We start from the raw sequence: 18,768 nt of genomic DNA, 5'->3' as shown, positions 1-18,768 counted from the left end.
TTAATATAAAAAACGGCGCCCAGTTCGGCGCCGTTTTTATTTATACCACCTCTTTATTAAGGTATAACTAGAATAACGACGAACACACTCGGTGATGCTAGGTCCCCATAACAAGGAGGCAACGTAATGCGTTGGTTATTAAAAGGATTTACCACAATTGGCATCATCGTTGCTGCCCTGTTCACGCTCATGGTTATCGGCCTTCATACGCCTTACGCTGCTCGTGGCGTCAATAGACTGGCATTATGGGCAGGCCAAGGTGATATCGAAATCGGCCAGATCGAATACTCAATTACCTCTCCGTGGCAACTATTACTCACTTCAGTCTCTACTGCGCAGTTTAGCGCCGATCAACTGGAGCTTTGGGTTGCACCGGCGTCATTATGGAAAAAACAGCTGATTCTCGATGGATTAAAAATTGACAATCCGGTCGTTTCAGCCGCCCCTTCCTCATTCACGCCACTTAAGGTGAGGAAATTGGCTATTGAGGCCCCAACCCTCAACATAAAAGGTGTCACATTAAACCGTGTCGCCATTGAAGTAGAAAATTGGTCTTTCGATACAGAGCAACATCATATTGATGGTGAAGTGAAATTAAGTGCCAAGCAGTGGCAATTCGAGCAATGGCAAGGCGATGACCTCTATATCGACAGTACCTATCACGCTTCGCTATGGCGAGTGCACGCATTAACCACTCACTTATTCGACGGTCAACTGACACTGCAAGGCGATCTGCAGTCAGGAACTGGCGCTTATATCGAATTGCTACATCTTAATAATATGAAAGTGTTTGATGCCGCAGCATTCCAGCAACTCATCACTTTGCCACAACAACTTGATATCCCGTCTATTGATGTACAACAATTCGATATCAATAATAGTCATCTGGCATTACCACACTGGCAAGTACAAAACTTCAATATGTCGCTGCAGCGGTGGCAATGGCCAAACAATCAATATGAGCAAGACGATGCTTATCTATCTGTCACTGCCGATACTATCCAACACAAAGCACTGCTCATTGAAGAGCCACTGTTAGAGCTGCACTTTACACCACAACAAATCAGGCTACCCATCGCTTCAATGCAGCTGTTAGAGGGCCGCGCGCTTGTAAAAGGTGCAATGACACCAGACAGCGTCCTGCTCGACCAATTACGTCTGTCTGGCGTCGAATGGCAGCAAACAGCATTCTCTGTAGGACCGTTTATTCCATGGTTAGAGCAAAAAAAATACTTTACGGTTGCTGAATTGCAGATTGGGCAAACCCAGCTCACCCAGCTCACGCCTGACTGGCCTGTGCAGATCCTTGGCCTGAACATCAAAGGACAAGACTTGGTTCTGCGACATCAAGGGGTAAGTGGCTTGTGGCAGGGCTCGCTAACTTTGACAGCAGCTCGGGCAAATTTGAACCATGTGCTCACCGTTCAGCCCTCAGTAAAAATGCACAGCATTGGTGGGCAGTGGCAAATTAGTGAGCTGCTCCTGCCGTTTGAGCATGGCTTACTCGAAGGGGGGGGAGAAGTAAACCTCTCTTTACCAACACGCCCTTGGCAAGGGCATCTAAACGCAGACAGCGTACCAACCACTATATTATCGCGCTGGCTGGCTCTGCCTATCACGATAGAAGGCGCCAGTGACTTTACCTTGCAACTGTCTGGACTAGCTAAAGAGGCAACATTGGCGCAGTATTCTCTCACTGGTGAGCTCAATGCTCACTTTCGACAACTCAGACTCGACCCAGCCCAACAGTTTGCTCTTTTAGCACAGCCTGAAACAGCGGCAGTTAGTCAGCAAACATGGTATCCCGCCAATGCAAACGATCTAAACATCGTCGGCCAGCGTGGTATTTTTACCGTTTCACCATGGCGAATTAGCAGTGAGCAGTTTAGCGCCCAGATGCAAGGTAAGTGGGATATTCCCAAACCACAAAACAGTACGCTCACTTTACAGGCAGCATTCAAACAAGACACCTTGGAAAAGGCCCTATCTGATTAGCGATCAACCTCGGCTGTATTTGGCACAATCAAATAATCACCGCTAAAACGGGTAACAATCTCATCGGCACTAAAAACAGTCACGTTGAGGTTAACCCTTACTTTGCGTCCGCGCTCTAAACGATCAAGATCGCCACTCATATTATCGAGACTAACCACTGCACGAGGACGCTCAGAGACAGATTGATGATAACGAATATGGCTATCCACCAGCATGATCTCGCCACTCAGGCCTCGTTCTTTCATCAGCATCCACATAAAGCCCCAACCCGCTAGTGTTGCCATACTGAAGATGCTCCCTGCGAACATCATGCCCTGCGGATTCAAATTGGCATTCAGCAGCGCACCGACTTCAAAACGGTACCCGGTATACTGGTTGATCTTCAAGCCCATCTTCTCACTGATCGGAATCTGTTGATTCCAGTGCTGCTGCAATTCGGCACACCACTCTGGATGCCTAGCAACTTCATGGTGCTCTTGCAGTGCTTTGAGCATCTGTTGATGGCGCACTGGCCCGCGCTCATCACTCAGCTCTCCCTGATTGGCAAAGCCATTGCGTACATAGAACGGGATGGCATCCTCTCGGGCATTACACACCAAGCGCTTGGCTCCCTCTTGGCAAGCAAGCGACTCCAATGCCATTAATACCAAGGTTCCCATCCCCTTCTGGCGGTAATCGGGATGCACCGCCATATAGCGGATCTGCCCATCATTATCCGGCGTGAGATAGAGACGCCCAATGGCGACGACATTATTGTCGCCATCGATAATCATCCGATGGTAGCTGCCGAGGTCGTAAGCATCGCGCTCAGATCCTTGCGGCATATTCCATGGCTCACGCAACATTTTCCAGCGAAACGCGTAATAGCTCGCTAACTGCTGTTCTGATTCTGGCGCCACTAATCGAAACATCGTATCCCTCAATGCAAATCATTATTCCATGTCAGCTAAGTGTGGCAAGGTTGGAGCCTTACACTTGTAGCCAAAATGTCACGGGGCCATCATTAACAAGACCCACTTTCATATCTGCGGCAAATTGTCCCGTTGCCACGCCGATACCGCTATCGCGGCAATACTGACTAAACACGTCATACAGGCGTTGTGCCTCCATTGGATCGGCACCATAAGAAAAGCCCGGTCGCATCCCTTTTTTGGTGTCTGCCGCCAACGTAAATTGAGAGACAACTAACACCTCACCTCCGGCTTGCTGCACATTCAAGTTCATCTTCCCGGCATCATCTTCAAAAATGCGGTAACCCAATACCCGATCACGCAAGCGTTTCGCTTTGGCGTCATCATCCCCTTGTTCAACGCCAAGCAGAACTAACAGGCCATAACCAATTTCACCAATCACTTGCCCGTCCACTGTTACACTGGCTTCACTTACCCGCTGAATCAACGCTATCATTTTGTTTTTCCTTTACTTCATCAGTGGTGATCATCGCAGGTTGTTTCTCGTCTTGCAATCCTCGCCACGGCTCACCCAGCGCCGCCGTTAACTCGGCTCCGAGCAGTACCACACACCAGCTAAGGTAAACCCAGACAAACAAAATAGGCACTGCCGCCAATGCCCCATAAATGACCTGATAAGTAGGAAAGTAACTCAGATAAAGCGCAAAGCCCTTTTTGCTAATCTCAAACAGCAGTGTTGCTACCACACCACCGCTCAAGGCATGCATAAATATCACTTTGCGATTCGGTACCAACAAGTATAGCCCGACAAAAGCCGCCATCGACATCAAAGCTGGCAGTAAGCGTAATGTACGCTGCAATGCACCTGTCGCCAGTTCACTGCCGATAAGCGTGAGAGAGCCGAGGTAAGTGCTAATAGTTAAGCTACTCCCCACCAAAATAGGCCCCAGCGTCAAAATCATCCAGTAGATAGAAAAGGAGATCGCACGGCGCCGTTTACTCTCGACACGAAAAATGTAATTCAACGCCCGATCAATGGCCGAGATCAAGAGCATAGCGACCACCAGTAAGGCTAACAGCCCCACCGCCGTCATTCGGCCTGCATTGGCGGTAAACTGATTAAGATACTCTTTAACAACTTGGCCAGCAGCTGGCACGAAATGTTCAATAACAAAATCTTGAATCAAAATAGAGAAATCAGAAAAAGCTGGAAATGAAGAAAAGACCGTGAGTATGACCGTTAAGCAAGGTACCAGGGACAATAACGTGACATAAGCTAACGATCCTGCGGTGACGGTTAAGCGATCATGCACTATTCGAGTAAGCAAATAACGTACAAATTGCATAAATGAAGCACACAACTGTTTCATAAACAGATAAATAGCCATATTGCGGAACCCATTCCTTCCAACTATATTGTCACCATTATGTTAACAAACAGGATGTCGATATGCGATTACTGACAGGGATTCTCTTACCACTTATTTTACTCACTGGTTGTGAGTCAACGTATTACTCCGCCATGGAGCAAGTCGGTATCCATAAACGCGAAATTATGGTCGACCGCGTCGAAGCCGCAAACGAGGCCCAAACGGATGCACAGCAGCAGTTTAACAGTGCACTCGAAGCCCTGCAGGCGTTTACTGACTCTGATGGTGGAGATCTTGAAACGATGTATAAGCGCATCAATAACCAGTATGAGGAAAGCGTTGAGGCTGCGGATGAGGTCAGTAAGCGTATCGATGCGATTGAAGATGTGGCTGACGCACTCTTCAATGAGTGGAGTGAAGAGCTGTCACTCTACAGTAACAGCACGCTACGCCAAGAGAGCGAGCACAAGCTTAAACAGACCGAGCGCAACTACACGAAGATGCTTAATGCCATGCGACAAGCAGAGCAGAGTATGAGCCCAATTTTAGTCACATTGTTAGATAACACACTCTATTTAAAACATAACCTCAATGCGCAAGCTGTTGGGGCGCTCGAAAGTGAGTTTTCTGCGCTAGAACGCGATATCGAGTTAGCCATTATGAAGATGCGCACAGCAATAGATGAATCGAATGCCTTTATTGATGGTTTGAAGTAGCATAAAAAAACCGCCAAATGGCGGTTTTTTATTCATCATCGCTAATAGCATGCGACTGAATTACTTCGCTGCACGACCTGCACGCTTACGATCCGTTTCAGTAAGAAGTTTCTTACGAATACGGATGCTCTCTGGCGTTACTTCAACTAGTTCATCTTCATCGATAAATTCTAGCGCTTGCTCAAGCGTGTGCTTAATTGGTGGCGACAGTACCTGTGCTTCATCGGTACCCGATGCACGAACGTTAGTTAGCTGCTTACCTTTCAGACAGTTAACTGTTAGGTCATTGGCACGGTTATGAATACCGATGATTTGACCTTCATAAACTTCATCTGCGTGCTCAGCAAACAGGCGACCACGCTCTTGTAAGTTGAACAGTGCGTATGTCAGTGCTTTACCGGTAGCATTTGAAATAAGAACGCCGTTGTTACGTTGACCAATTACGCCACCTTTGTGTGGACCGTAGTGATCAAACGTGTGGTACATAAGACCAGAACCAGACGTCAATGTTAGGAATTCAGTTTGGAAACCGATGAGACCACGAGAAGGCATCATAAAGTCCATACGTACGCGGCCTTTACCATCTGGAGACATATCTGTCAGCTCACCTTTACGGAGGCCGATGTTCTCCATGATGCCACCTTGGTGCTCTTCTAGCACATCGATGGTAACCGTTTCGTACGGTTCCATTAGCTGACCATCTTCTTCTTTGATGATAACTTCTGGGCGCGATACTGCTAGCTCGAAACCTTCACGACGCATGTTTTCAATCAGGATAGAAAGGTGAAGTTCACCACGACCTGAAACACGGAAACGATCTGGGTTATCCGTCTCTTCTACGCGCAGTGCAACGTTATGTACTAGCTCTTTTTGTAGACGCTCAAGGATGTTACGTGAAGTAACGAATTTACCTTCTTTACCTGCAAACGGAGAGGTGTTTACTTGGAACGTCATGGTGACTGTTGGTTCATCAACAGATAGGGCTGGCATCACTTCAACTTCGTTAACATCACAGATAGTGTCAGAGATTTTAAGCTCGCCAAGACCAGTGATAGCAATGATGTCGCCCGCTTTCGCTTCTTCGACTTCATGACGCTCAAGACCTAGGTAGCCAAGAACCGTACCCACTTTACCGTTACGCTTCTTACCGTCAGCACCAACGATAGTCACTTGTTGGTTTGGCTTAACCGTACCACGCGTAATACGTGCAACGCCGATAACGCCAACGTAAGAGCTGTAGTCAAGTTGAGAGACTTGCATCTGCAAGGCACCGTCAACATCAACGTCAGGCGCGTCAACAGTATCTACAACCGCTTGGAACAATGGTTCCATGTTCTCGCCAACTTCGCCTTCTTCCATTGTCGCCCAGCCGTTTAGCGCTGATGCGTAAACGACGGTGAAGTCTAGCTGCTCATCCGTGGCACCTAAGTTGTCGAATAGGTCAAAGACTTGATCCATTACCCACTCAGGACGCGCGCCTGGACGGTCAATTTTGTTGATAACAACAATCGGCTTAAGGCCATAGGCAAACGCTTTTTGCGTAACGAAGCGCGTTTGTGGCATTGGGCCATCAACGGCATCAACGATTAGCAATACAGAATCAACCATCGACATGATACGCTCAACTTCACCACCAAAATCGGCGTGTCCTGGGGTATCTACGATATTGATACGGTAATCATTCCAATTAATCGCTGTGTTCTTCGCAAGAATGGTAATACCACGCTCTTTCTCGATATCATTCGAGTCCATCACGCGCTCTTCGGTCTCGCCGCGAGATTCTAACGTGCCAGACTGCTGAAGCAGTTTATCGACCAGGGTGGTTTTACCGTGGTCAACGTGCGCAATAATTGCGATATTTCTTAATTTATCGATCTGTTGATTAGACATGGATTTCACATTCACTCAGAACATGCAGCGGCCACCGATGTCGGCAACACAACTACTGTGGTTAAAAAAACGGCTCATAATCTAACAGATTTTACGCCAAAACCAATCAAAGATGTGATTTATGTCACCGCAAATGCACTTTTTTTACGAATTAGGGCTGTATTGAAGGTATCCGAGCACTATAAACCAATTATTTAGGCACTTTTTCGCTATCACTAATTGACAAATCCACGCTTAGGGTCCTGAATATAGACGCACCCGAATAAGGCATCTGCACCATTAAGATCCACTGTTGCACCACATTGGTGCTGCGAACGACAATTAATGACCACTTAATGCACTAATTCGGTATATTTCAAGGAAGATAAACTTGGCACGATAATAGCATTGTAGCTAGTAAGTAAAATTACGCTTTGTTTTGCGCCTTGTTTGCCAAACTAACACCGGAGGTTATTCACCATGTCAGTCGAAAACGTACTCGCTATGATTCAGGAAAACGAAGTTAAGTTCGTTGACCTACGCTTTACCGATACTAAGGGTAAAGAGCAACACATCTCAATTCCTGCGCACCAAATTGATGCTGACTTCTTTGAAGATGGCAAAATGTTTGACGGCTCTTCGGTAGCTGGTTGGAAAGGCATCAATGAATCTGACATGGTCATGATGCCAGATGCATCGTCTGCCGTACTTGACCCATTCACAGAAGAATCAACACTAAATATACGTTGTGACATTCTTGAGCCTGCAACCATGCAAGGCTACGACCGCGATCCTCGCTCGATTGCTCACCGCGCAGAAGACTACATGCGTGCCAGCGGCCTGGCTGATACTGTTCTTGTCGGTCCTGAGCCTGAGTTCTTCCTCTTTGATGACGTAAAGTTTGCGACCGACATGTCGGGTTCATTCTTCAAAATTGATGACGTTGAAGCAGCATGGAATACTGGCAGTGATTTCGAAGGCGGTAACAAAGGCCACCGTCCTGGTGTGAAAGGCGGTTATTTCCCAGTCGCACCAGTTGATTCATCACAAGACATCCGTTCTGCAATGTGTTTAATCATGGAAGAGATGGGCTTAGTGGTTGAAGCGCACCACCATGAAGTAGCAACAGCGGGTCAGAACGAAATCGCTACGCGCTTTAACACGCTAACCACCAAAGCGGATGAAATCCAAATTTATAAGTACGTTGTTCACAACGTTGCTCATGCCTTTGGTAAAACAGCCACCTTTATGCCTAAGCCACTGGTTGGTGATAATGGTAGTGGTATGCACGTTCACATGTCACTGGCTAAAGATGGTCAAAACCTCTTTGCCGGTGACAAGTATGGTGGCCTGTCTGAAATGGCGCTGTACTACATTGGTGGTATCATCAAGCACGCACGCGCCATTAATGCCTTTGCTAACCCAGCAACTAACTCATACAAGCGTTTGGTTCCTGGTTTTGAAGCACCAGTTATGTTGGCTTACTCGGCACGTAACCGCTCAGCGTCTATCCGTATTCCGGTTGTTCCTAGCCCGAAAGCACGTCGCATCGAAGTACGTTTCGGCGATCCAGCCGCGAACCCATACTTGGCATTCGCTGCCATGCTAATGGCTGGTCTTGACGGAATTAAGAACAAGATCCACCCAGGCGAAGCGATGGACAAAGACCTATATGACCTGCCTGCAGAAGAAGCAGCAGAGATCCCAACCGTTGCAGAGTCTCTACAAGGTGCACTACAAGCGCTAGACGAAGATCGTGAGTTCCTAACCACTGGCGGCGTATTCTCTGACGACTTCATCAACTCTTACATCGAGCTTAAGTCTGAAGATGTCGCGAAAGTGAATTCAACGACGCACCCTCTGGAATTTGAACTGTACTACTCAGTTTAAGTAACAGCCTGAAACAGAAAAAATTGTTTACGGCTCACCTCGCAGGTGAGCCGTTTTTTTTTCCATTTCATTTTTCAATCAGTACTATGACCGTTTATTGTCCATTTTTCGCTCTATTGGTTATGAATATGCGGTTGACGTTACGCTCGATGTTCACTGTTCTGTGCTTGGTTTTCACCACTTATAGCGCGCTTGTATCAGCCACAACGGTGTATAGCTGGCTTGATAGTAATGGGCAGATTGTCTTTTCAGACACCCCCCCGGAAAACGGTGAATTTAAGCAACGCAACTATATCGCTCCTCGTATTAGCGAAACACCACCAGCATCACTGCAGGTCAGCAAGGACCACGATATTGTCGATACAATAAAATCCGAGCCCGTCCTAAAGCAGCCACCACCATCGTCTGTTTTACTGATTAATCCCGTCAACGAGCAAACGGTGCGCAATGCCCTCGGTGATATCATGATCAATGCAGCCACGGACGCTCCATTGGTGCCACCTTACCAGCTACAATTGTACCTTGATGATCGCCCATTTGGTGCGCCATCGAACCAACTGCAATGGCTCGTGACCAACATAGATCGCGGCGCATACCAAGCGCATGTCAAACTACTGAAAGACGGCAAGATAATTGCATCCTCTCCTTCTGTAACCGTGTATCTGCACCGCACAGCGAAGCTACAAACGCCAGCAGTCCCTAAACTAGGCGACCCACCAGCCAAACAGCTGAAATAACGCTCCCCTGTCGGTCACATCCACGCTACACTAAATGCACCATATTGGTGCATTGTTAGAGGAGCGACTGGGTGACAATGGAACTGACACAGACTATTTTGAATAATCAAGCCACGGCAATCATATTGCTGGATGATAAGCTTGATATCTACTTTGTAAACGCGGCATGTGAACAACTGTTTTCGTTGAGTCAGCGTCGCATGCAAGGGCATAATTTTCGCCACCTACTACAACACTCGTCGCTGGATATCAGCCTTATAGAAGAGACGCTCTCATCGGGTAAAAGCCTCTCTGATAGCGATGTCACCTTTGTTATTGAGGGGGTGCACACCACGGCAGAGCTGCACGCATCCCCTATTTCATGGCAAAAGAAACTCATGATATTGCTGGAGCTGAGACCCGTAATTAAACAACGCAAGCTGAGCCAAGAGTTAACCCAACAAGCTCAACAACAAGCTGCCAAAGAGCTGGTTCGCGGACTAGCACATGAAATAAAAAATCCTCTTGGCGGCCTCCGTGGGGCCGCGCAGTTACTGGAAAAAATGCTGCCCGAGCCTGAGTTAAAAGAATACACCCAAATTATTGTTGAACAGGCCGACCGACTGCGTTCATTGGTCGACCGCCTGCTCGGCCCCCAGCGCCCAGGCGTTCGTTCACACCACAATATCCATCAAGTACTTGAGAAAGTGCGCCAACTGGTCGCGCTTGAAGCTGGCCAGAGCATCCAGTTTGAGCGCGACTATGACCCGAGTTTGCCTGATTTTGAAATGGACAGTGATCAAATTGAGCAAGCCTTATTAAATATAGTGAGCAACGCGGCATTGGCTCTCGCTGAACAAGGTGGCACCATCACCTTAAAAACCCGCACCGATCACCAAACGACGATTCACGGAATACGTTATCGCATCGCTGCCAAAATTGAGATCATTGATAACGGCCCAGGCGTTCCTGCAGATATCCAAGATACGTTGTTCTACCCCATGGTAACCGGACGCCAAGGCGGGACGGGCTTAGGGCTCTCTATTGCTCAAACCCTCATTGATCAACACAAAGGAAAAATAGAGGTCGAAAGCTGGCCTGGCCAGACCCGCTTCACCCTGTTTCTACCCATAAAATAATTATTACGAACATCTTCACTTAAAGAGGAAAGGCGATGAGTAAAGGCATGATCTGGGTCGTTGATGACGACAACTCCATCCGTTGGGTACTAGAGAAAACCCTCTTAGCCGCCGGTATGCACTGTGAAACATTTGCAGATGCCGACAGTGTATTATTGGCACTAGAGCGCAGTGTGCCAGATGTGCTGGTTTCAGATATTCGCATGCCTGGAACAGATGGGCTAACGCTATTAAAAGCACTTCAAGCCGACTACCCAACACTGCCCGTGATTATTATGACCGCTCACTCAGATCTCGATGCAGCGGTTAACGCCTATCAGCGTGGCGCCTTTGAGTATCTACCCAAACCGTTTGATATTGATGAAGCGCAAGCCCTCGTCGAGCGAGCGCTCACTCACAGTCAAGAGCAGAAGCGCCATCAGCAGCCACAGCACAACGAAAAGCCCGTTCCTGAAATTATTGGCGAAGCACCAGCGATGCAAGAGGTCTTTCGTGCCATTGGCCGTCTTTCTCGTTCATCCATCTCCGTGCTGATTAATGGTGAGTCCGGTACCGGTAAAGAGCTGGTCGCTCACGCCTTGCACCGCCACAGTCCACGGGCTAAGAATGCCTTTATCGCCCTCAATATGGCGGCAATTCCCAAGGATTTGATTGAGTCAGAGCTATTTGGCCACGAAAAGGGGGCCTTTACGGGGGCCAATACGGTGCGTCAAGGACGCTTTGAGCAGGCCAATGGCGGTACCCTGTTTCTCGATGAAATCGGTGATATGCCACTCGATATTCAAACCCGCCTACTGCGTGTTTTGGCCGACGGGCAGTTCTATCGTGTTGGCGGGCATGCCGCAAGAGACGTCGATGTGCGCATTATTGCTGCGACCCACCAAAACCTCGAAAACCTCGTCGCCAAAGGAGATTTTCGTGAAGACCTTTTCCACCGCCTTAATGTCATTCGGGTTCACCTTCCTGCACTAAAAGATCGTCGCCAAGATATCCCACAATTGACTCGACACTTTTTGAAGTGCGCATCGGCTGAGCTTGGTGTCGAAGTAAAAAGCCTACACCCTGATACTGTAGAACAACTGTGTCAGTTAAACTGGCCGGGCAATGTTCGTCAGCTTGAAAATACGTGCCGTTGGCTGACGGTGATGGCGAGCGGCAATGAAATATTGCCAGGTGACCTTCCGCCAGAGTTAGTCCAACCCACCGCGCATGAAAGCGACCATTCAACACAAGGTTGGCAACAACAACTCGCACAGTGGGCCAAGCACGCTTTGGCACAAGGTCAAACCAATCTGCTCGACGATGCCTTACCTGAATTCGAAAAGATTCTACTAGAAACGGCGCTCGAACATACTCACGGACATAAACAAGAAGCTGCCAAGTTGTTAGGCTGGGGGCGCAACACCCTAACCAGAAAACTCAAAGATCTTGCTATCGATTAGTCCCCAATACGATGTTAAACAAGGTTATTGTCGCCAACGTCGCAAGGCGACAATAACAACAGTTCAGGTAAACACTGAGCGATACAATGCAAAATTCCCCCATTCCTCGGCGATATACACCAGATTTATCACCACTTTTTATCTATACTCTGCCCCAAAGTACTATCAATTGGAGCCTCTCGATGAATCCTTACACTCTGCCTGTTACTGATCTTCACCGCCATCTTGATGGCAATATTCGCAGCCAGACGATTTTGGATCTGGGACAACAGTTTGGCATGGCCTTACCTGCCGATAATCTCACCGATCTGGTTCCACACGTACAAGTGGTAGAAACCGCGCCAAGTCTGGTCGCATTTCTTAGCAAACTCGATTGGGGTGTCGCTGTACTCGGGGATTTAGAGGCTTGTCGACGTGTTGCCTACGAAAATGTAGAAGATATATTACGCGCAGGCATCGACTACGCTGAATTACGCTTTTCTCCTTACTACATGGCAATGAAGCACCAACTTCCCGTTGCTGGCGTCGTTGAAGCGGTCGTTGATGGGGTTCAGTCCGGTTGTCGCGATTTTGGTGTTGATGCCAATCTCATTGGTATTATGAGCCGTACATTTGGCGTTGATGCTTGCCAGCAAGAGCTCAATGCGCTGCTAACGCAAAAGCAACATTTGGTGGCCATCGATTTAGCCGGTGATGAGCTTGGTCAACCCGGCCATCAATTTGTTTCTCATTTTAAACAAGTACGCGATGCAGGGCTGCACGTTACTGTCCATGCAGGCGAAGCCGCTGGGCCAGAAAGCATGTGGCAAGCCATTAAAGAGCTAGGGGCTGAACGTATCGGTCATGGTGTGAAAGCGATTCAGGATGCTGCACTTATGGACTATTTAGCAGATCAGCAGATTGGTATCGAGTCATGCCTTACCTCGAATCTACAAACCAGCACCGTCACCGATCTCGCTTCGCATCCAATCCGCCAATTTTTAGCGCACGGCATTTGTGTTAGCTTGAATACTGACGATCCCGCTGTCGAGGGAATTGAGCTTGGCCATGAACTCTCTATCATGGCGCCAAAAGCGGGATTGAGTCCGGCAGACATTGAACAATGCCTTGAAAATGGACTAAAAATGGCCTTTTTATCTAACAGTGAGAAGCAGCAATTACGTCAACGTGCCGCGCAACGCTAACGGATTTCCATCGGCAACGCGTATTAGTCATACCAAAGCGGTATGATTATTAACTCTTTTGTTGAAAAATTGACCGGGCGCAGGGTTAGACGCAAACATTGTGGCACAATAAGTGCGTCTAACCGGAGAGCTCTCATGATTAACACCCTTTTTTCTCTTACTGCTGTCGTTCCTATCGCGTCTGAAGCGGCCTTAAATAGCCCAAACCAATTAATGGCGGGTGCCATTGCCATGGTTGCCGCCATTGGTATGACAAGCTGGTAAGCTAAGAAAGAAAAAACGCCGGATTACTCGGCGTTTTTTCTTTCCATTATATCACCCGAGAAAACTGTTGCTGTCTCGCGCGTTGCCGTAAGTACTTATCAAAAGACATGCAGATATTACGAATCAGTAATCGCCCCTTAGGCAAGACCGTAACTTTGTCTGTCGACACGGTCACCATACCATCGTCAATGAATCCTTGCAGTAGTATAAGGTCTTCCGCAAAGTAGTCGCTAAATACGATATCGTACTGCGCTTCAATTGCTGGAATATCCAGTACAAAATTACAAATTAACGCCTTAATCACATCACGGCGTAAGCGATCATCCTGATCAAGACCAACTCCTCGCCACGTCGCCTGACCTAACTCATTAACGGCGGCATAATAGTCTTTTAGTACTTTCTTATTCTGAGCATAACCATCACCGATCATAGAGATGGCCGATACCCCAAGACCAAGCAAGTCGCACTCACCCTGTGTGGTATAACCTTGGAAATTACGATGTAGCGTGCCTTTTCGCTGTGCTATCGCCAATTCATCGTCTGGTCGAGCGAAGTGATCCATACCAATAAATTGATACCCAGCCTGAGTAAGCGTCCGAATCGTCTCTTGCAATATCCGTAACTTCTCAGCCGCTGTAGGCAGCTCCTGTTCATTGATTTTGCGTTGCGCTGCAAACATTTTTGGCATGTGTGCATAGTTAAAAATCGATAAACGTCCTGGCTCCAGTCTTAGCACTTGCTGCAGCGTCTGGGCAAAACTGGCTGCCGTTTGTGTTGGTAAGCCATAGATAAGATCAAGGTTAGTGGAACGGAAACCAAGCTGCTTTGCCCGTTGCACCAAAGAGGCAATAAACGCTTCATCTTGTTCGCGATTAACACGCTGCTGTACCTGCTTATTAAAGTCTTGTACCCCGATGCTTATGCGATTGAATCCCAAGTCATACAGATGATCTAACAAGGTCAACTCAAGCTGTCTAGGGTCTACTTCAATGCTGATTTCGGCTGAGTCAGCCACGTTAAACGCTTGATGCAATAGCCCCATTAGGCGAGATAACTGCGCCTGATTGAGGAAGGTAGGAGTTCCACCACCCAAGTGAAGTTGAGTCACTGTTCGCGACCCAAGCAACACGGCTCGGGTGGCAATCTCACGGCTAAGAACATCTAAGTATTCATCCGCCTTCTCCTGATGTCGTGTCACCACTTTATTACAGCCACAGTAGTAGCAGAGCTGGTGACAAAACGGGATATGGATATAGAGCGATAGGGGACGTTCGGGATAGTGCTGACAGTCAGCAATAAACTGTGAATGTGAATACTGCTCAGAAAACTCTAATGCAGTGGGGTATGAGGTATAGCGGGGGCCTGAATAGTTATATTTTTCAATGAGGGCCTGGTCCCACTCAATGGTGGTCATTTCCATACGCGACTTTGCTCCAATGAATAAGGCCTACAGTGTGCCATAATCTGGCTACGCTGTAGACCTTATCGATCACGCAAAGGGACGCAGTTGACTCATGGTCGTTTCACGTTGCGATAGTAGCTGCGCAAACTCCGTCATTATCGCTTCTTGCAGCTCTGCTTCTAGCTTCATTCTCTCCACATCTTGACGCATACGCACTTGCTTATTCAGTGCTTTACGCTCATCGCCACGCGGCAACGCTTTTACTGCGTGATAAAGACGATCAAGGTTGGGATAGCGCTGCGCAAAGTCTACTCGCAACTCGCCTTGGATCAAATCAAATAAGACCCCAAGACGAATCGCAGCTTCAGACAAGTCGCATTGGCCCTCTTGACCAGCATGGGCAATCACAAAAATACTGTCAAAGATACGATGATTTCGTTTAGCAATGGCTGTCACCATTGCTTGTTGCTGACGTTGTTTTTGCTGCCAAAGCTGTGTGAGTAACATGCCTGCATAGACCGCTAACACAGTGACAACACTACCACCAAGCACTAACAACCAAACCGGCATCTACGTTACTCCTGCTCGAAGTCGCTACTATCAAATGAATCAAATTGCTCGAATTCGTCAAAGAGTGCTAAACGCTCTTCATCACTTTGTGGTTGAGCCTCTGCCACATCCTGCTCTTCGTCCATAAGACCAAGCTGAGCCATCAATGCTTCAATACGATCGAGTTTTTGGTCGACATATTGCTGCATGCCTGCACCCAGTTTTTCACCATTCTCTAAACGATCAAGCATGACATTTAATTGCGCGTCATTTTCTAATTGTGCCAGTTCTTGCTCTGCACTCAATTTACGCGCTTTCTTGCCTGCTGCCGATTTTGGATGTGGCTTCGCCTCAATAATCAACGGGATCGGCTTCTTGCTACCGAGTCGCGGGTCACGCTGCTGAGCCTGATGCTGGCCTTTTTTATTGCCCTCATCAGAATGTCGGCTACCCGACTTCAGCCCTTTACGTTTACGGGCTTTTTTACGCGCTAATGCTTCTTGGTCTAGTTTTGAGACCGATTTGTCCTGATATACTGCAGGACCTTCAGAGCCGACTTTACGGCCTTTCTTTTTACGAGTCATGGCTGGGTTTCCTCAGCAAAATTACATCATTACCAACAAACTCTACTTCCAGTCCATCGCGCTTCGCTAAATAGCGAAATGTCGCCTGGCTAAAAAAGCTCACGTGTGTTGGGTCGTTTTTATAGTGCCACCGGGCAAACGCTTCAATATCTAGAGCTAGCTTTGTCATCAGGCCAAGCCAGCCTCCTGGCTTTAGCATAGACAATAACTGCTGCCACTCTTTCCCTGGGGTATAAAAGTGCTCTATCGCTTCTGTACAAGTAATAAAGTCATATTGTCGGGCCAATACTGAACGCTCTGGTGCAAAGTAGGGATCATAGATCGCCATCTGATGCCCAGCTTCTTCCAGCATCACAGATAAGGTCGGCCCCGGGCCGCTGCCAAAATCAAGCCCCTGCCACCGCCCATTAGGCAGTCGCGCTAAAAGTGGCTCAGCAACGCGGGAAAGAAAGCGGCGATAACCTAGGTCATCGCTGTCATTCTGATGTTGATCATAGACCCCTTTCTCTTGCTCGGGATCCAGTAGGCAGTCGGGGTCAGCATAAATAAGCTGACAACGCTGGCATTGAAAATAGTCTCGACGCTTATCCTGATGGAAGTGTTCAATGTGTGACGCCTCACATAGGGGGCATAATCGCATCGTAATACCTCATCTGGTGCAGTGGCGGGAATGTAACAGATATCTGCACAATAAAAAAGCGGTGCTGCCGAAAACAGCCACCGCTTCTTAAACACTAAAGGGGGAAAGATTAGTGCAGTCCACCCAAATAGGCTGCCAGTGTTTCTATTTCGGCATCTGTTAGCTTCATTGCGACCGCACGCATCATCTCATTTGCATCATTGGCTCGCGTTCCAGCTCTGAACTGCATCAGTTGTGTCTTGATATAGTCGGCGTGTTGCCCGGAGATACGTGGAAAGCCAGAAGAAGGGGTACCATTCCCTCGCGGACCATGGCATGCCGTGCATGCGGTTAAGCCTCGCTCAGCATCACCTGCAAAATACAATTGCTTGCCCACAGCCAGAGAGAACTCAGGGGATGTTCCATCTGGCGGGGTTAAGCTGGCATAAAATGCGGCCAAATCGGTTATTTCTCGCTCGCTAAGGCCCATCGCCATTCCACCCATGACAGGGTTAACACGACCTTCCTCACCACCGCTGCCCATCGCTAACTTAAATTCGCGAAGCTGCTTGGCAAGGTAGTTTTGATGTTGCCCGGCTAGATTAGGGTTCTCTGGGATGAGACTTACGCCATTAGCTCCATGGCATGCCACGCATGTTTTTTCGGTCGCAAGCACTTTGCCTGCTTCGATATCTCCTTCCGCAGCTAACGGAAGTGATATAACAAGGGTCATTATCAGCACTAATTTATTCATGATATTCCGTTTATAATTATCATTGCTTCCAGTACCGCATCCATTGCCCCGCAACATGCTATAATGGCAGATCCATTGCTGAGCACATTTATTTTACACAGTTTTACATAAAAGTAACCACTTCACCACACAAAGACATGACGGAGTTAACAGTGAATCAAACTCTCAACTACAGAAAGACCAAATTTATTATCAGTGCTCCGGATATCCGTCACCTGCCAGTTGATTCAGGGGTTGAGATTGCATTTGCGGGCCGCTCCAACGCCGGTAAATCAAGTGCTCTAAACCGCCTGACGGATCAAAAGGGGCTAGCACGCACCAGTAAAACCCCTGGCCGTACCCAGCTTATTAATATGTTTGAGGTAGAAGAAGGCTGTAACCTGATCGATTTACCTGGCTATGGCTATGCACAGGTGCCACTAGAGATGAAGAAAAAGTGGCAACGCGCACTGGGCGAGTACCTGCAAAAGCGAGAAAACCTCATTGGGCTCGTGGTGTTGATGGATATTCGCCATCCGCTAAAAGATCTCGACCTACAAATGATCGACTGGGCACTGGATAGTGGGCTGCCTGTATTGGTGCTACTGACCAAAGCGGATAAGTTAAAACAAGGCGTTCGACAGTCGACGGTCCTTAAAGTACGCAAAGCACTCGCTGAAAAAGAGGGACAAATTCGAGTCGAAGCGTTCTCTTCATTAAAAGGGGTCGGTGTCGATACCGTTCATCGCCAGCTTAACGAGTGGTTCTTTACCCATGTTGAGTTTGTTGATGAAGATGCATTGGAAGACAACGAAGAGAGTTAATTCCCGAGTGGAATAACGGCCCCTTCGCTCCAATAAAAACCCCACTAACCAGTGGGGTAATGGGAGAGACATTGCATGTGTCTTATTGTTAAGTAATCAACAATTTATTAGGCTAAGGCAAATAATTTGCCCAACGACATCGTGAGATGGCGTCCTGCTCTTTTCCTTCTTTTCCCACTATTGCTAGTCCAGCACGTCATAAAAGTGGAATAAAATTACATTTCAGTACTTAAAAACAAAAAAAACCGGATGGCTAACACCACCCGGCAAAATAAATGTCCACAATTCAAGATCACACGAGCAACTTAGATAATTACAGCTCGGTATGAACAAGAAGCAAAGACAAGTATACGCATTTGCACACAAAATTAAAGTATTTACTCTAATTGCGCCATTCAGAAAAGTGATGGCTGTCGCTTTTTTAAAGAGGATTATCAATAAAGTGTGATTTGATTAGAATTTTCTTTGCTGCAATAAAAAACGCCCCAGCTCAAAGAGCTGGGGCGGCTAAATCAGCCAAATCCAATAACGTGAAACAAAAGGTCTGAAAGATAGAACATC

Annotated in this window: 19 protein-coding genes; 9 read left to right on the top strand and 10 right to left on the bottom strand. The window is 47.6% G+C overall.

Going from position 1 to position 18,768, the window contains the following annotated elements; all coding sequences use genetic code 11:
• Positions 1–126: 126 nt before the first annotated feature.
• Complete coding sequence (locus ACKLNH_RS15340) at positions 127–1,995, top strand: AsmA family protein (RefSeq protein ID WP_413113139.1); 1,869 nt, start codon at positions 127–129, stop codon at positions 1,993–1,995.
• On the opposite strand, the gene ACKLNH_RS15335 is transcribed toward ACKLNH_RS15340, so the two are convergent.
• Genes ACKLNH_RS15335 through ACKLNH_RS15325 form a run of 3 tightly spaced genes read right to left on the bottom strand, consistent with a single transcriptional unit; the run spans position 1,992 to position 4,294 of the window.
• Positions 1,992–2,906 carry a bifunctional GNAT family N-acetyltransferase/hotdog fold thioesterase gene (locus ACKLNH_RS15335; protein ID WP_413113138.1) on the bottom strand — a complete coding sequence of 305 codons (915 nt, stop codon included), beginning with the start codon at positions 2,904–2,906 and terminating at the stop codon, positions 1,992–1,994. The two genes, ACKLNH_RS15340 and ACKLNH_RS15335, sit on opposite strands and share 4 nt — an antisense overlap.
• A 58-nt stretch (positions 2,907–2,964) precedes the next feature.
• A complete protein-coding gene (dtd, locus tag ACKLNH_RS15330; RefSeq protein WP_413113137.1) occupies positions 2,965–3,402 on the bottom strand; it encodes a D-aminoacyl-tRNA deacylase in 438 nt (145 codons plus the stop codon).
• The gene (locus tag ACKLNH_RS15325) at positions 3,374–4,294 is read right to left on the bottom strand and encodes a virulence factor BrkB family protein (protein ID WP_413113136.1); all 921 of its coding nucleotides are present in this window, start codon (positions 4,292–4,294) and stop codon (positions 3,374–3,376) included. The genes dtd and ACKLNH_RS15325 overlap by 29 nt, the downstream gene beginning before the upstream one ends.
• A gap of 62 nt (positions 4,295–4,356) precedes the next feature.
• Between ACKLNH_RS15325 and ACKLNH_RS15320 the strand changes: the two genes are divergently transcribed.
• Positions 4,357–4,992 carry a DUF2959 domain-containing protein gene (locus tag ACKLNH_RS15320; RefSeq protein WP_413113135.1) on the top strand — a complete coding sequence of 212 codons (636 nt, stop codon included), beginning with the start codon at positions 4,357–4,359 and terminating at the stop codon, positions 4,990–4,992.
• Positions 4,993–5,052: 60 nt separating this feature from the next.
• Here ACKLNH_RS15320 and typA read toward each other — a convergent pair whose 3' ends face one another.
• Positions 5,053–6,882, bottom strand: coding sequence for a translational GTPase TypA (typA, locus tag ACKLNH_RS15315; RefSeq protein ID WP_413113134.1), 1,830 nt, complete (start codon positions 6,880–6,882; stop codon positions 5,053–5,055).
• A gap of 459 nt (positions 6,883–7,341) precedes the next feature.
• Here typA and glnA point away from each other — a divergent pair, with 459 nt between their 5' ends.
• From glnA to ACKLNH_RS15285, 6 genes are all read left to right on the top strand, one after another.
• Entirely contained in the window at positions 7,342–8,751 is a 1,410-nt protein-coding gene (glnA, locus tag ACKLNH_RS15310; RefSeq protein ID WP_413113133.1) for a glutamate--ammonia ligase, read from the top strand.
• 128 nt (positions 8,752–8,879) lie between these two features.
• Positions 8,880–9,488: a DUF4124 domain-containing protein gene (locus ACKLNH_RS15305; protein ID WP_413113132.1), complete on the top strand. Its 609-nt coding sequence runs from the start codon at positions 8,880–8,882 to the stop codon at positions 9,486–9,488.
• A 71-nt stretch (positions 9,489–9,559) separates the two neighbouring features.
• A complete protein-coding gene (gene glnL, locus ACKLNH_RS15300) occupies positions 9,560–10,606 on the top strand; it encodes a nitrogen regulation protein NR(II) (protein ID WP_413113131.1) in 1,047 nt (348 codons plus the stop codon).
• 35 nt (positions 10,607–10,641) lie between these two features.
• Positions 10,642–12,048 (top strand): nitrogen regulation protein NR(I), encoded by a 1,407-nt coding sequence (glnG, locus tag ACKLNH_RS15295; protein WP_413113130.1) that lies wholly within the window; start codon positions 10,642–10,644, stop codon positions 12,046–12,048.
• Positions 12,049–12,230: 182 nt separating this feature from the next.
• Positions 12,231–13,232, top strand: coding sequence for an adenosine deaminase (gene add, locus ACKLNH_RS15290; protein WP_413113129.1), 1,002 nt, complete (start codon positions 12,231–12,233; stop codon positions 13,230–13,232).
• Positions 13,233–13,367: 135 nt separating this feature from the next.
• A complete protein-coding gene (locus tag ACKLNH_RS15285) occupies positions 13,368–13,496 on the top strand; it encodes a hypothetical protein (RefSeq protein ID WP_413113128.1) in 129 nt (42 codons plus the stop codon).
• A gap of 46 nt (positions 13,497–13,542) precedes the next feature.
• Here ACKLNH_RS15285 and hemN read toward each other — a convergent pair whose 3' ends face one another.
• From hemN to ACKLNH_RS15260, 5 genes are all read right to left on the bottom strand, one after another.
• Positions 13,543–14,916: an oxygen-independent coproporphyrinogen III oxidase gene (hemN, locus tag ACKLNH_RS15280; RefSeq protein WP_413113127.1), complete on the bottom strand. Its 1,374-nt coding sequence runs from the start codon at positions 14,914–14,916 to the stop codon at positions 13,543–13,545.
• A 69-nt stretch (positions 14,917–14,985) separates the two neighbouring features.
• On the bottom strand, positions 14,986–15,468 hold the full coding sequence (locus tag ACKLNH_RS15275) for a DUF2489 domain-containing protein (protein ID WP_413113126.1): 483 nt from the start codon (positions 15,466–15,468) through the stop codon (positions 14,986–14,988).
• 5 nt (positions 15,469–15,473) lie between these two features.
• Complete coding sequence (gene yihI, locus ACKLNH_RS15270) at positions 15,474–16,031, bottom strand: Der GTPase-activating protein YihI (protein ID WP_413113125.1); 558 nt, start codon at positions 16,029–16,031, stop codon at positions 15,474–15,476.
• The gene (locus tag ACKLNH_RS15265) at positions 16,021–16,671 is read right to left on the bottom strand and encodes a class I SAM-dependent methyltransferase (protein WP_413113124.1); all 651 of its coding nucleotides are present in this window, start codon (positions 16,669–16,671) and stop codon (positions 16,021–16,023) included. The genes yihI and ACKLNH_RS15265 overlap by 11 nt, the downstream gene beginning before the upstream one ends.
• A 109-nt stretch (positions 16,672–16,780) precedes the next feature.
• Positions 16,781–17,404 carry a c-type cytochrome gene (locus tag ACKLNH_RS15260; RefSeq protein ID WP_413113123.1) on the bottom strand — a complete coding sequence of 208 codons (624 nt, stop codon included), beginning with the start codon at positions 17,402–17,404 and terminating at the stop codon, positions 16,781–16,783.
• Between the two features lie 152 nt (positions 17,405–17,556).
• On the opposite strand from ACKLNH_RS15260, the gene yihA reads away from it, so the two are divergent.
• Positions 17,557–18,207 carry a ribosome biogenesis GTP-binding protein YihA/YsxC gene (gene yihA / locus ACKLNH_RS15255; RefSeq protein ID WP_413113122.1) on the top strand — a complete coding sequence of 217 codons (651 nt, stop codon included), beginning with the start codon at positions 17,557–17,559 and terminating at the stop codon, positions 18,205–18,207.
• 512 nt (positions 18,208–18,719) lie between these two features.
• Here the strand turns inward: yihA and spfP are convergent.
• The gene (spfP, locus tag ACKLNH_RS20660; RefSeq protein ID WP_438616993.1) at positions 18,720–18,767 is read right to left on the bottom strand and encodes a small protein SpfP; all 48 of its coding nucleotides are present in this window, start codon (positions 18,765–18,767) and stop codon (positions 18,720–18,722) included.
• Position 18,768: the final 1 nt, after the last annotated feature.

Source organism: Thaumasiovibrio clandestinus (assembly GCF_047250365.1).
In the GTDB taxonomy this organism is placed as follows: Bacteria; Pseudomonadota; Gammaproteobacteria; order Enterobacterales; family Vibrionaceae; genus Thaumasiovibrio.
Note: the sequence above shows the minus strand (reverse complement) of the source record. Positions and strands in the feature narration are given on the sequence as shown.

Bases quoted from the DNA above. Each gene is read 5' to 3' on its own strand.
- ACKLNH_RS15340 (WP_413113139.1), top strand. From the start codon at position 127: ATGCGTTGGTTATTAAAAGGATTTACCACAATTGGCATCATCGTTGCT.
- ACKLNH_RS15335 (WP_413113138.1), bottom strand. From the start codon at position 2,906: ATGTTTCGATTAGTGGCGCCAGAATCAGAACAGCAGTTAGCGAGCTAT.
- dtd (WP_413113137.1), bottom strand. From the start codon at position 3,402: ATGATAGCGTTGATTCAGCGGGTAAGTGAAGCCAGTGTAACAGTGGAC.
- ACKLNH_RS15325 (WP_413113136.1), bottom strand. From the start codon at position 4,294: ATGGCTATTTATCTGTTTATGAAACAGTTGTGTGCTTCATTTATGCAA.
- ACKLNH_RS15320 (WP_413113135.1), top strand. From the start codon at position 4,357: ATGCGATTACTGACAGGGATTCTCTTACCACTTATTTTACTCACTGGT.
- typA (WP_413113134.1), bottom strand. From the start codon at position 6,882: ATGTCTAATCAACAGATCGATAAATTAAGAAATATCGCAATTATTGCG.
- glnA (WP_413113133.1), top strand. From the start codon at position 7,342: ATGTCAGTCGAAAACGTACTCGCTATGATTCAGGAAAACGAAGTTAAG.
- ACKLNH_RS15305 (WP_413113132.1), top strand. From the start codon at position 8,880: ATGCGGTTGACGTTACGCTCGATGTTCACTGTTCTGTGCTTGGTTTTC.
- glnG (WP_413113130.1), top strand. From the start codon at position 10,642: ATGAGTAAAGGCATGATCTGGGTCGTTGATGACGACAACTCCATCCGT.
- add (WP_413113129.1), top strand. From the start codon at position 12,231: ATGAATCCTTACACTCTGCCTGTTACTGATCTTCACCGCCATCTTGAT.
- ACKLNH_RS15285 (WP_413113128.1), top strand. From the start codon at position 13,368: ATGATTAACACCCTTTTTTCTCTTACTGCTGTCGTTCCTATCGCGTCT.
- hemN (WP_413113127.1), bottom strand. From the start codon at position 14,916: ATGGAAATGACCACCATTGAGTGGGACCAGGCCCTCATTGAAAAATAT.
- ACKLNH_RS15275 (WP_413113126.1), bottom strand. From the start codon at position 15,468: ATGCCGGTTTGGTTGTTAGTGCTTGGTGGTAGTGTTGTCACTGTGTTA.
- yihI (WP_413113125.1), bottom strand. From the start codon at position 16,031: ATGACTCGTAAAAAGAAAGGCCGTAAAGTCGGCTCTGAAGGTCCTGCA.
- ACKLNH_RS15265 (WP_413113124.1), bottom strand. From the start codon at position 16,671: ATGCGATTATGCCCCCTATGTGAGGCGTCACACATTGAACACTTCCAT.
- ACKLNH_RS15260 (WP_413113123.1), bottom strand. From the start codon at position 17,404: ATGAATAAATTAGTGCTGATAATGACCCTTGTTATATCACTTCCGTTA.